This is a genomic window from Pseudoalteromonas sp. C8 (assembly GCF_011378685.1).
GTDB classification, from domain to species: Bacteria; Pseudomonadota; Gammaproteobacteria; order Enterobacterales; family Alteromonadaceae; genus Pseudoalteromonas; species Pseudoalteromonas arctica.
On record NZ_WTKT01000018.1, the window covers coordinates 70,728 to 84,296 of the forward strand.

General features: G+C 39.1%; 10 protein-coding genes. 8 read left to right on the forward strand and 2 right to left on the reverse strand.

The features are described 5' to 3' along the window. Window positions 1–69 precede the first annotated feature (69 nt). Window positions 70–819 carry a transporter substrate-binding domain-containing protein gene (locus tag GQR39_RS16065; protein WP_165736121.1) on the reverse strand — a complete coding sequence of 250 codons (750 nt, stop codon included), beginning with the start codon at window positions 817–819 and terminating at the stop codon, window positions 70–72. Between the two features lie 150 nt (window positions 820–969). Here GQR39_RS16065 and GQR39_RS16070 point away from each other — a divergent pair, with 150 nt between their 5' ends. The 7 genes from GQR39_RS16070 to GQR39_RS16100 all read left to right on the forward strand — a co-directional run bounded on the left by GQR39_RS16070 (window position 970) and on the right by GQR39_RS16100 (window position 10,265). Then, the gene (locus tag GQR39_RS16070) at window positions 970–2,235 is read left to right on the forward strand and encodes an EAL domain-containing protein (protein ID WP_165736122.1); all 1,266 of its coding nucleotides are present in this window, start codon (window positions 970–972) and stop codon (window positions 2,233–2,235) included. Window positions 2,236–2,237: 2 nt separating this feature from the next. After that, the gene (locus GQR39_RS16075; RefSeq protein ID WP_165736123.1) at window positions 2,238–2,852 is read left to right on the forward strand and encodes a paraquat-inducible protein A; all 615 of its coding nucleotides are present in this window, start codon (window positions 2,238–2,240) and stop codon (window positions 2,850–2,852) included. 94 nt (window positions 2,853–2,946) lie between these two features. Further along, the gene (locus GQR39_RS16080; protein ID WP_240918219.1) at window positions 2,947–3,309 is read left to right on the forward strand and encodes a hypothetical protein; all 363 of its coding nucleotides are present in this window, start codon (window positions 2,947–2,949) and stop codon (window positions 3,307–3,309) included. Between the two features lie 258 nt (window positions 3,310–3,567). Beyond that, complete coding sequence (locus GQR39_RS16085; RefSeq protein WP_165736124.1) at window positions 3,568–4,944, forward strand: TolC family protein; 1,377 nt, start codon at window positions 3,568–3,570, stop codon at window positions 4,942–4,944. Next, window positions 4,934–6,481, forward strand: a complete 1,548-nt coding sequence (locus tag GQR39_RS16090; RefSeq protein ID WP_165736125.1) for an efflux RND transporter periplasmic adaptor subunit — start codon at window positions 4,934–4,936, stop codon at window positions 6,479–6,481. The genes GQR39_RS16085 and GQR39_RS16090 overlap by 11 nt, the downstream gene beginning before the upstream one ends. 8 nt (window positions 6,482–6,489) lie before the next feature. Further along, the gene (locus GQR39_RS16095; RefSeq protein ID WP_165736126.1) at window positions 6,490–9,609 is read left to right on the forward strand and encodes an efflux RND transporter permease subunit; all 3,120 of its coding nucleotides are present in this window, start codon (window positions 6,490–6,492) and stop codon (window positions 9,607–9,609) included. Between the two features lie 200 nt (window positions 9,610–9,809). Then, window positions 9,810–10,265 carry a hypothetical protein gene (locus tag GQR39_RS16100; RefSeq protein ID WP_007586459.1) on the forward strand — a complete coding sequence of 152 codons (456 nt, stop codon included), beginning with the start codon at window positions 9,810–9,812 and terminating at the stop codon, window positions 10,263–10,265. Window positions 10,266–10,454: 189 nt separating this feature from the next. Here the strand turns inward: GQR39_RS16100 and GQR39_RS16105 are convergent, their stop codons facing one another. Beyond that, window positions 10,455–10,961 (reverse strand): ACT domain-containing protein, encoded by a 507-nt coding sequence (locus tag GQR39_RS16105; protein WP_007586460.1) that lies wholly within the window; start codon window positions 10,959–10,961, stop codon window positions 10,455–10,457. 361 nt (window positions 10,962–11,322) lie between these two features. Between GQR39_RS16105 and GQR39_RS16110 the strand changes: the two genes are divergently transcribed. Then, window positions 11,323–13,557, forward strand: a complete 2,235-nt coding sequence (locus GQR39_RS16110) for an ABC transporter permease subunit (RefSeq protein ID WP_165736127.1) — start codon at window positions 11,323–11,325, stop codon at window positions 13,555–13,557. Window positions 13,558–13,569: the final 12 nt, after the last annotated feature.

Genomic DNA, 13,569 nt, shown 5'->3' on the forward strand with positions numbered 1-13,569 from the left:
TCTGGTTCTGGTCGAGTTAACATTTGCTGCTATTATACTCCAAAACACGAGCTCTGCGCCATTAGTCCCTTAATTTTGTGTGGGTATATTACTCATATACTTATCTTCAATACTTTTTATATAACCTTGAGTATGAAGGTTTTTAATTGCTAGGTTTATTTGTGGCAATAATTTTTTATGTTTGCTCAATAAACGAATTCTTAAAAACCCATGGGAATGCTGTGCGCCAAAGGCAATGTTTATCTCTAACTGCTCTGCCCAATAGAGCGCAGTTAACTTACCTATTAGTGCTGCTTCTACACGGTTTCTTGATAGAGCGGTCATAAGTTCTTTCTCGGATGGAAAGTCAACACGCTCAAAGGTGTTGTCATTAAAGTAATAGTAACCTAGTACCGTTCCTATATTTTTGCCCTTTAAGCTATCAGCGCTTTGCCAGTTCCGGGCATTTTTAGGCAAGGTAACAATCATTTCTGTGGCATAAATAAGGGGCTCTGAAAAAACATAACGAGAGTCATTTCTCTCATCCTTTGGAAGCCATTCTAATGAAATAACATCAAAATCGATTATTTCATCTTGTAAATATTTGGTAATACGCTTTGTGGGTAGGTCGATATGAGAAGCTGCAATATTTGCATCATCGAGTGCTTTTTCAATAATTTCGGGTAATACACCAGGCTTTTCTGGATCATTTGTATAATATGGATAATGACTACCTGACGCGCTAACATTGTATTTGAGAGGAGTAGGGTTAATGCTGGCATAGCTAAAAAATACAAATAGCAGAGGGCTCAGTACTAATAACCGAATAAAGTTAGCCAAATCTCCACCTTTTATATTAATATTTTTATATTAGTGTTATGTAATTTTAACATTTTTGCAATGACGACTATGTTTATCTTATGCGAGTTGCATTAAAGTACACATATTATTGGCTGTTTTGCCATCTCTTATTTATAGGTTTAGAGCCAAGTGAAATTAAATAACATACCTGATGAGGTACAAAAAATAACTCAGTTTGTCGCGCGGCAACCTATTTTTGATATAGAGCAGAATGTTTTCTCTTACGAACTGCTTTATCGAGACTCAGCCAACAATGCGTTTCCTGTGGGCACTTCTGATGTGCATGCGACAAGCCGCCTGTTTTTTAATGCATTAATGTTGGTAGGTTTAGATAGACTTACCGCGCATCATTTAGCTTTTATAAACTTGTCATCAGAAACTATTCTCGATAACTTTCCCAAACTTTTATTGCCAGAAAATAGTGTTATTGAAATAGTAGAGCGCACGGGCAATATTCCTGCGGTTGCTGAGCGTGTGCAAGAACTTAAAAAAGAAGGGTATGTTTTTGCACTTGATGATTACGATGGCGATCCAAAATGGGAGCCACTATTAGCACATGTTGATTACATAAAAATTGAGATAGATGATCCGGTTATTAAAACCAATATGCGCATTAAAAAAATAAAACGCGCAAATCCACATGCAAAAATAATTGTTGAACGAATAGAGACGCATGAACAATTTAATATATTAAAATTGGCAGGCTGTGATTTATTTCAGGGGTTCTTTTTTTCTCGCCCAGAAATGATTACGTATAAAGGTGTAGAGCCTTCAAAGTTAACTGTTTTTGATCTATTGCGTTTTACAGCAAAACAAAAACTTTGCTTTAAAGAAGTTTATCAACGAGTGGCCAGAGATGTAGCCATAACAGCCAGGGTTTTAAAGCTGGCAAACGCGCGTTCAGGAAAAGCAAATTTAGTTATTACTTCTATTTCACAAGCGGTTATTTATTTAGGTGAAGATACAATAAGGCAATTTGTTCGTGTATTAGCAATTAGTGAGTTGGGGGTCGAAAAACCAACCGAATTAACTAAGCTTGCTTTAACGCGGGCTCAATTTATGTCGCTTATTTTAGAGCAAAATAATAAAGAGCTGACCGAGCAAGGGTATCTAGTGGGTTTGTTCTCGGTGCTTGATGCTATTTTAGATGCTGATTTAAAAGACATAGTTAAAGAGTTTACCTTAGATGCAGCTATATCTGATGCGTTACTATTAGAGAGCGGCATTTTAGGGAGCTGTTTATCGCTTATAAAAGAATTTGAATTAGATAATGTAGATGAAGCTATGGTCCATTTGGCCAACATAAACTCAGAGCTACACATTGGCGATATATTTAATTTTTTACTGGATGCTGTTTTATACAGTGACGATATTATTGAGGCAATAGCAGAATAAATATGCGTAATTGGTTGTCGGTTATAAGTGTAGTGGTTGCTCTTTGTTTATTGTTTCCTGGTATTACAAAACCAGTATTAACAATAGAGGGCAACATAGATAAATCAAAACTAGCGCAAGCGGGTATTGAAATGCTGGCTGAAGAGGGCGATGGTCGAACTCGCAGTATGCTAATAATGTTCTCGAACATGCTAGGGCTTGATAAGTTAGAAGGTGAGATTAGCGCCTATAACAAAACACAAAGTATTTTAGGCACAGTTAAAGAGCTTGCTAGCAATAATAATTTATTTGTAGCCGCTTTAGTGGGGTTGTTTTCTATTGTTATTCCAAGCTTAAAGCTATTATTACAGTTGCTTTATTGTTGCCTACCTTTGAATGGGTTTAAGCAAAAGCTCGGTCTGGTTATTTGTGCATTAAGTAAGTGGAGCATGGTTGATGTATTTGTTATTGCATTAATAGTGACTTACTTAGCAGGTAACGCCCATGGTAAAAGTGGTGAGCTACTTGTTATGAATGCACAATTTGGTGAAGGGTTTTGGTATTTTAGCGCATATTGTATATTTGCAATTATCGTGAGTAACTTAATTAAAACACCTGATAAACCGCAGTCTACATAATTAAAGTATTTGTGGTTGCCGTTAGGTTGCCTTACAATCATTTTAAAGTTTATTAAAAGGCATAATGTTGCAACGTTTTTACTCTAGTTTACTCATGATAACTTTACTGCTCACTTTTGTGGGTCAGGCAGTTGCGTCTGTAGCTATGGTATGCGAAATGCCACATATGCCAACTAAGACAGCAACGCATGCCCAAATGCCAATGACACAAAGTAGTGATGTAACAGCTGTCGTTAGCATGTCTGAAAATATGATGCAGATGGATTGTTGCGACGACGAAAGTACGCCACAAAATGACTGTAAATGCCCTATGAGTGGCTGCGCTGCTAACTCAATGCTTAATGTTGATACTTTATTTAGCGTTACTTTACTTGAATCTGAAAAAGTAAATGTACGTGTATTTACTACACAAATTAATATACCTCGTTCACTCTACCGCCCTCCTATGTCTGCTTAATAGCAGGATAGGTGTAATATCAATTTTATTGAAAACATGCTCATTCTAGCGAGTTAAATAACTCTCTAACTGCGTTAAAAATTACTTATATAAAGCAACTATACTGCGTAATTTTTTCCTTGTTATAGAGCTATTTCCCTACCGCAATAATAGATCATTAATTCAATGCAATTGATATAAAAGGTTTTTGTAAAACTCCTAAACACCTTTTTTGCTTCCTAATTTAAGATTTTCTTTTATTTTTAGATGGAGCAGGTGATGAACCACGCTGTAAGTATTAAAGTCGTATTATGTAGTGTTGTGTTATTTAGCACAGCTGTTAATGCGCAAAACAATCAAAATAACCTAAATACCGAAATACTAAAGCAAACTAGTAATGAGCAAACGCTTAGCTTAACGCAAGCGCTTAATTATGCGCTAACGTATGAGCCATGGCTAAAAGCGAGTGGCTACCAAGAAGATGCAGCAATAGCGCAAAGCATTGCCGCAGGCACCTTACCCGATCCTGTTTTAACGGTTGGCTTACTCAACTTACCTACTAACGGTTATGCGTTTGACCAAGAAGGGATGACGCAGCTTAAAGTTGATTTGAGCCAAAAGTTTAGCCGAGGGAATAGTTTAGCGCTTAGAAAAAAAGCATTAGCACAGTCTGCTCAACAATACCCTTGGCAGCGCGCCGATCGCTTAGCACAAGTAAAAGCAATTGTGATTGAGTCGTGGTTAAACGCGTATCGTGCTCAGCGAAGTATTGCTTTAATTGAGCAAGATAAAGGGCTATTTACTCAACTTATTGACATTACCGAAGCAAGCTACGCAAGCACCTTAGGTAAAACACGTCAGCAAGATATTATTCGTGCGCAATTAGAACTCACCCGTCTTGAAGATAAGCTGGTTATGCTTGAGCAGCAATTTGAAAGTGCTAAAAACCGTTTAGCACAGTGGTTACCTATGAATATGCTTATGCAGCCTTTAAATACTGAGTTTACTAAAACCACAGGGCTGGTTGATTTTGCGAGCCTTGAATTTGATGAGCTAATACAGTTGCTTATGGCGCATCCCGCAATTATTGCGATAGATAAAACCGTAACGGCAAAGCAAACCGAAGTTGCGCTCGCTAAGCAAAGCTACAAACCTCAAATGGGCGTTAATGTGGGTTATGGTTACCGAGATGATACCCCGATGGGTGAGTCGCGAGCTGATTTACTCTCTGTAGGGTTTAGTATTGATTTGCCATTGTTTACTGATAACAGACAAGATCAACAGGTTAAATCGGCTATTGCTAGTGCAGAAGCTACTAAAACACAAAAGCTGGTGGCGCTTCAAAAACTCAAAGGCATGTACTTTAAGGAGTTTAGCCAACTCGCTCGTTTGCAAAAACGCGATGCGCTTTATCAAAATACGTTATTACCGCAAATGTCAGAGCAATCTCAGGCAACACTAAATGCTTATACACGCGACGACGGGGATTTTTCTGACGTGATGCGCGCGCGCATTGGTGAACTTAACGCCAAAATTGATGCACTGAATATTCAAGTAGATCAACATATTATTACCGCCCGCCTTAATTATTATGCAAGTAGCTTAGACACCCAAGTAATGAGCGAGCAAACTGGAGAATTACACAATGAATACTAATTTAAAGTTACTTGTTGCCGCCTTAGTTGGCGCAGGCGCCTTTGGGTTAATAGGCGGCTTAGTAATGCAGTTTTTACCTAGCAACTCGGCAATGAATGAACAGCAAAGCGCTGAAAAACAGCCCTTATATTGGGTAGCCCCTATGGATAGTAATTACAGGCGTGACGCGCCAGGGCTTTCGCCAATGGGAATGGATTTAGTACCTGTGTATGAAAACGCTAGCAAGGCTCAGGATGGACCAGGTGCTGTAACTATTTCGCCTGCAGTCGTTAATAACTTTGGTGTAAGAACTGCCAAAGTGCAGCTTAAAACACTTCACAGAGATATAAATACTGTGGGTTATGTGCAATATAACCAAGACCAACTTATTCACATTCATCCGCGTGTAGAAGGCTGGATTGAAAGTTTATACGTTAAAGCACAAGGCGCAGAAGTTAAAGCCGGTGAGCCTTTATATACATTGTATTCACCACAATTGGTGAACGCACAGGAAGAGCTTTTATTGGCGGTTAATCGTAATAATACCGTGTTAATTCGCGCTGCAAAGGCGCGTTTAGAGTCTTTAAATGTGTCTGATGGATTTATCGAGCGCTTACAAAAAAATAAAAAGATAATGCAAAATATTACTTTTTACGCAAAGCAAAGTGGTGTGGTAGATGAGCTAACAGTACGAGAAGGCTTTTACGTTAAACCAGGCACATCAATGATGAGTATTGCCCAGCTTGATGAAATTTGGGTAGAGGCAGAAGTGTTCGAGCGCCAATCAGAACAAGTGAGCGTTGGTTTACCCGTTACAATGACGCTTGATTACTTAAAAGGTCAAAAGTGGGAAGGTAAGGTTGATTATATTTACCCCGCGCTTGATGCTAAAAACCGGACTCTGCGTGTAAGGCTTAGGTTTGAAAATGTAGATCATCGGTTAAAACCAAATATGTTTGCACAAGTGAGCATTCACGCTAAAGCGAGTAAGGCGCAATTTACAGTCCCTAAAGAAGCGGTAATCCGCACGCAGCATCAAAACCGTGTGGTTATTGCATTAGGTGAGGGGCGTTTTAAATCGGTAGAAGTTGAAGTTGGGCAAATTAATAGTAATGAAGCGGTCATTTTGTCAGGTGTAATGACAGGTGACACGGTAGTTACTTCAGCGCAATTTTTAATAGACTCTGAATCGAGTAAAAGCTCCGACTTTAAACGAATGGAAATGCCTAGTTCTAGTATTAGCTCAGGTATGAGTTCTGTTTCAGGCTCGAATATGAACATGGATATGCAGCCACAAAACGCCACGGTTAACGGCACTATTAATGCCATAGATACACAAAATCGCATTATTAATATTAGCCGAGAAGCCATTGAAAAATGGAATCGAGAACCCGCCACAATGGACTTTGTATTAGCGCCAGATATTGATATTAGTCAGTTTGAAAATGCCCAGTATATTAATTTTACTTTTAGCATTATTAACGATGAATTTGTAATTACTAAAGCGCAAAACGCAGAGCCGATTGATCATTCTACTATGCAACATAGTTCTCACTAGGAGCCATTATGATAACTGCCATTATTCGCTGGTCTGTTAGCAATCGCTTTTTTGTGTTGTTGCTTACATTAATTTTACTGGGTGGAGGGTTGTTTGCTGTAAAAAATACTCCCGTGGATGCCTTGCCTGACTTATCTGATGTTCAGGTCATTATAAAAACCACTTACCCGGGGCAAGCGCCGCAAGTAGTGCAAGACCAAGTTACATTTCCGCTCACCACAGCAATGCTTTCTGTGCCGGGTGCACAAACTGTAAGGGGTTTTTCGTTTTTTGGAGACTCGTACGTTTACGTTATTTTTGACGAAAAAACCGATTTGTATTGGGCGCGTAGCCGAGTACAAGAATACCTAAGCCAAGTAGCGAGTAGATTACCCGATAGCGCTACGCCAGAGCTTGGCCCTGATGCAACAGGCGTAGGTTGGATTTACTTATACGCACTAATTGATAAAACAAATAAACACGATATTAGTCAGCTACGAAGCTTACAAGATTGGTTTTTAAAGTTTGAGCTACAAACTGTGCCCGGTGTATCTGAAGTGGCTGCTGTTGGTGGCATGGTTAAGCAATACCAAGTCAATGTAGAGCCCGATAAATTACGCGCATATGGTATTCCGCTTAGCCTCATTCAAACCGCTATTCAACAAGGCAACCAAGAGATGGGCGCCTCAGTAGTTGAAATGGCTGAAGCAGAATACATGGTAACAAGCACAGGCTACATTAAGAGTGTTGCCGACTTGGAAGCTATTCCGCTTGGTGTAAACGCCAACGGTACTGCGCTGCAATTACGTGATGTAGCCGATATTAGAGTCGGACCGCAAATGCGCCGTGGTATTGCAGAACTGAATGGTGAAGGCGAGGTAACCGGCGGCATTGTTATTATGCGCTATGGCGAAAATGCACAAAAAACCATTGAGCTTGTAAAAGCAAAATTAGAATCGCTTAAAAAGGGATTACCAGAGGGTGTTGAAATAGTCCCTGTGTACGATCGCTCCAACTTAATAAATAACGCGGTAGATAACCTAACAAGTAAGCTAATTGAAGAGCTTATTGTAGTTGCCTTAGTGTGTGTGGTGTTTTTGTTTCATGTGCGCTCATCGCTGGTGGCGATTATTACATTACCGCTTGGAATTTTAACAGCATTTATAATTATGTATTGGCAGGGGATTAACGCCAATATTATGTCTTTAGGAGGAATTGCAATAGCCATAGGTGCAATGACTGACGGTGCTATAGTGATGATTGAAAATATGCATAAGCATATGGAAAAAACACCACTCACCGACGAAAACCGCTGGGAAGTAGTTGCTAAATCGGCAAGTGAAGTAGGGCCTGCATTATTTTTTAGTTTATTAATTATTACTGTCAGTTTTATGCCGGTATTTATTTTAGAAGCGCAAGAAGGGCGTATGTTTGCGCCACTGGCTTACACTAAAACCTACGCTATGGCTGCGTCTGCTGGGCTTGCTATTACTTTAGTGCCGGTATTAATGGGTTACTTTATTAGAGGTAAAGTCATTTCGGAGCAAAAAAATCCAGTTAACCGATTACTCGTCGCAGCGTATCGTCCACTACTTAACTGGGTGCTTAAATTTCCAAAAATGACACTGGTCCTCGCGGTGGTTGTTTCTGTTATTGGCTTTTACCCGGTAAACAAAATAGGCAGTGAATTTATTCCGCCACTTGATGAGGGCGACTTAATGTATATGCCCACAACGTATCCTGGTTTATCGGTAGGTAAAGCGCGCGAAATATTACAGCAAACCGACAAGCTAATTGCCACAGTGCCCGAGGTTAAAACAGTATTTGGTAAAGTTGGGCGAGCAGAAACTGCAACAGATCCTGCGCCGCTTACAATGATAGAGACGTTTATTCAGTTAAAACCAAAAGACGAATGGCGCGAAGGGATGACTCTTGAAAAACTTAAAAAAGAACTCGACGGTTTGGTTAAGTTTCCGGGGCTAACAAATGCGTGGGTAATGCCAATTAAAACACGTATTGATATGCTCGCAACCGGTATTAAAACTCCCGTGGGTATTAAAGTTGCGGGACCAAAGTTGAGCGAAATTCAAAAAATTGGTCAACAAATAGAAGTACTATTAAAAGATGTGCAAGGCACCGCATCGGTTTACTCAGAGCGAGTAGCCGGTGGACGTTATATAAAAGTAGATATAAATCGTGAAAAAGCCGCGCGTTATAGCTTAAACATTAGCGACGTACAGCAAGTTGTATCTACTGCAATAGGTGGTACAAACGTAACACAAACGGTAGAAGGGCAAGAGCGTTACCCTGTTAATTTACGTTATCCGCAAGCATACAGAGACTCGCCAGAAGAGTTAATGTTGTTACCTATTGTAACGCCTACAGGGCAGCGTATAGCACTTGGTGATGTAGCCGATGTATTTATTGAAGATGGACCGCCTGGTATAAAAAGCGAAAATGCACGTTTAAACGGTTGGAGTTTTATTGATATAGATGGCGTTGATATTGGTACTTACGTTGAGCACGCTCAGCAAGTGCTCGATAAAGACCTAATACTACCTGCTGGTTACTCAATTACGTGGGCTGGGCAGTATGAATACATGCAGCGCGCTAAAGACAAACTGACTTATGTATTACCACTTACATTAGCGATTATTATTGTATTGCTTTACCTTAATTTTAGAAGCTTTGCTGAGGTCACTATTATTATGGCTACGTTGCCACTGGCAATGATTGGTGGCGTATGGCTGATGTATTTAGAGGGCTTTAACTTTTCAGTTGCAGTAGGTGTAGGCTTTATTGCCTTAGCCGGTGTTGCGGTAGAAATAGGGGTCATTATGTTGGTGTATTTAAACCAAGCCTATCAAGAAAAATGCCTCGAAGCAGAGCAAGCCGGAAAACCGCTTAGCTTAGTGCAATTACAGCAAGCTATCATTGAAGGAGCAGGGCTTCGAGTACGCCCGGTTATGATGACTGTCGCGACAATTATTATCGGTTTATTACCTGTACTTTATGGTACAGGCACCGGAAGCGAAGTAATGAGCCGAATAGCAGCGCCTATGGTTGGCGGTATGGGCAGTGCAATTGTACTCACCTTACTTGTTATTCCTGCTGTTTACTTGCTGTGGCGCAAACAAGGACTTAAATAATATAAAACAACAAGACTATAGAGCAGTGCGGTTACTACTCACGCATTGCTCTATAAAAATTACCTATAATTTGTAAGTTGTTCTATTAAATAGCTAGTTATTACTCATATTTAAATTAACTAACTGTTTTTAAATAGCTTTTTAATTGGCACGCTTTACGCAGTGTATTACCTATACAGTCAACTAAGTAAGGAATGCACATGCAAGTTAAAACAATTAAAGAGGTATACGATTGGACCGTTTTGTTTCATACGCAAATGGCGGCTAATTTTTATAGCGTAAAGGATTTACTCGATGAACATAATGCAATGCTGGTGGACTACTACCTAAATTACGAAAAAAAACTCGCCGAAGATTTAGTCGGGTTTAAAGCGATAACTGAAATAAATACGCTCGATACGTACAGTTATGAATACTTTGCTAAAAATCCTGAGCTAATTACTTTTGAAGACATTAGTAAAGATCAGCAATTCGATGAAGAAGTCATTCAAGGCTATTTAGCACAGCAACATCAAAAAGTGATTGAGTTATATGAATACTTACTTGAACGCGCCGAAACCGAAAGTGGGCAAGAAAAGCTTCAACAAATATTAGAGCTTGAAAAGCAAGGTATAAAGCAAATGATGCAAAGTACTAATCGTCATATGGATATGTAGCTTTATAAAAGAGCGGGATTACTGAGTTTATCTCGCTCTTATTAGCTTTAAGGTGATTATTTAAAATAGCTGATGCTTGCATCGGCTTATTTTATGTCTGCGTTAAATAATCTGCAGAGCATTTTGATGGACTAAAATGGTATGCGTGTCAGTTATGCGTGTCAGTTGTATGGCACGCATAAATGGAGGTTAAACTTCTTCCGTATCTACAATTAAATCACTTGTAATTGATTCCAATGCTTCAATAACTTCGTCTTTATCCATACCATTTGGCAAAGTAACGGTAGCAACAGCGCTAAAAATAGGCACTCCCCAATTAGGTGCACTTTGTTGTCTTGAATTTAAGTGAGTAATATTAGCGCCTTTATGACGTATTACACTTGCCAGCTCTTGAACAATACCAGGACGGTCGTTACCTGTTATAACTAGATTAATTTGCTCTAGTGTTGATGGTTCAATCTCTGTGTTTCCAGTTTCAATACGAACGTCTAACTTAGGTAACTTATTTAAAGCACTTTGTAATGATTGAAAATGCTCCTCAGCAACTTCAAGTTGAATAATACCTGCAAAATGACCTAATAAATGGCTTAAGTTACTACTAAGCCAGTTGCCATGATTTTGTAATACGACTGATGAGATGCTCTCTACTAAACCCGGACGATCTTTCCCTAAAATAGTTATAACCAACTGCTTCATAAATAATTCTCTTTTTAAGCCCAAAGAAAGTAAATGCATAGGCATTAAGTATGTTGTTGTACTTTTTTGTAAATATTTGATTTTAAATTAATAAAAGTGGATGTGGTTGTGTTTCTTCTACGCAGTATTAATCGTCATTATTATTTACTAAGTACTCTTTTAGTATTGACCTCGATAAATACTTTGTCCAATTATTTTATAATTTAGTTCACTTATAAATCATCGATTTGAAGTTAATTTAGACATTTATCTCCCTAGTATTATTTAAAACCGTTTTAAAGTGCTTATTGTTACCGTTGTAACAATACTGTCATCTTGATGAAATATAATTTATGCAACGTTAAGATTTAAGGGTGTTTTGATGACTTCAAATCCGAATAAGCCGACTTTTAATACGGATCGAAGCCGTCTATTTAAAGATCGGTTTGCTAAATTTGGGATAACCGCAGGTGGGATAATGGTATTGGTAGCGCTGCTATTAATATTCTTTTACCTTCTTTATGTAGTACAGCCAATTTTTGAATCAGCAAAAGTAGAAAAACGCGATAGCTTTCATGTTGCTAATTCACAGCAAATAGTAGGCTTAGGTGTAGAAGAGCAAACTGAAGTTGCTTATTTACTAAGTCAGCAAGGTCAGGTTGATTTTTACAGTGTTGAGTCAGGTAGTTTTGGTAAAAAACTCAAAACACTTAATGCAGATTTACCAAGTGATGCAACAAGCTTTGCAACAAGCGCGCCTTTTCAAGGGCATTATGCGTTTGGTTTAGAAGATGGCACCGTAATGGTTGTTGCACCTAAATTTTTAGTTACCTTTCCAAACAACGAGCGTAAATTAACACCTCGCTTAGGTTTTCCTCTAGGGGAAATGGCTTTAGAAGTAGATGAACAAGGTGCAGCTATTAAACGCTTTGCATTTAGTCACTATGAAGACAAAACAGCGGTTGTAGCTCTTACAGAAGATAAGCGTGTATTATTTAGCAGCTTTATTGCTGAAGAGAATATGTTTACCGGTGAAGTAGAGTGGGTTGTTGAGCGCACAGAACTTGATGTTGATGGACGTGTAGACGAGTTATTAATGTCGCCTGATACAACACGTACTTTTGTACGTTCTGCTAATCAAGTGTATGTATACGATACGCGTGACCCAAGTGATGTAGAGCAAATTCAGTTGCTTTCGGCTAACGAAGAAAATGCAAATATTGTATCTGCACAACTGCTAGCGGGCGCAAACTCACTCATGCTTGCTAATGATAACGGCGAGATTTCGCAGTGGTTTGAAGTAAACACTGACACAGGCCGTGAATATCAAAAAATTCGCTCATTTGAAACAACTAAGCAAAGTAAATTAAATATATTTACTGAGTTTTACCGTCGTACTTTTTTTACTACTGGCAATAATGGTGAGCTAGGTGTTTATTACACAACGAGTGAAGCAAAATTATGGCAGGGGAAAGTAAGTGAAGGCGCAATAGAGAACTTTGCAATTGCACCACGTTCAAATGCTGCGTTAATTTTAGCGGATAATAAGCTAACAGTATTAGACATTCATAACGAGCACCCAGAAGTTACTTGGTCAGCACTTTGGCAAGAAGTGTGGTACGAAGGTTACCCAGAGCCAGGTTATATTTGGCAGTCAACATCAGCCAGTGACGACTTTGAATCTAAGTTTTCACTTGTGCCAATTTCGTTCGGTACATTAAAAGCAGCACTTTATGCGATGTTGTTTGCCGTACCAATCGCGCTTTCGGCGGCTATTTACACGGCATACTTTATGTCGAGCAAATTACGTAAAGTGGTTAAGCCTACCGTTGAAATAATGGAAGCATTACCAACCGTTATTTTAGGTTTTTTAGCGGGTCTTTGGTTAGCCCCATTAATAGAAGAGCACTTACCTGCCATTGTTGGGTTACTCATATTATTACCTTTAGGTATGTTAGCGACAGGTTTAGCCTGGACTAAATTACCAACAAAAATACGCCATAGAATTCCTGATGGTTCGCATTCAATCATCCTTATTCCGGTCGTTTTACTTATTGGTTGGTTTTCGTTTGCTATGAGCGAATTTGTTGAACTTTGGATGTTTGACGGCAATGTACGTCAGTACTTAACAAATGAGCTGGGTATGACATTCGATCAACGTAACTCACTTGTTGTAGGTATTGCGATGGGTTTTGCGGTTATTCCTACCATATTCTCAATTGCAGAAGATGCTGTATTTAGTGTTCCAAAGCATTTATCAAACGGCTCATTAGCATTAGGTGCAACGCAGTGGCAAACACTAATACGTGTTGTATTACTAACAGCAAGCCCAGGTATTTTCTCAGCGGTAATGATGGGACTTGGCCGAGCAGTTGGCGAAACCATGATTGTACTTATGGCCACGGGTAATACACCTATTATGGATTGGAGCATTTTCCAAGGTATGCGAACGCTTGCGGCAAATATTGCAGTTGAAATGCCAGAGTCTGAAGTAGGTAGTTCACATTATAGAATACTGTTCTTAGCGGCCTTTGTACTATTCATATTCACATTCATTTTTAACACAGTAGCTGAGTTTGTTCGCCAGCAACTGCGTGAAAAATACAGCTCGATGTAAGCGGAGAGACAT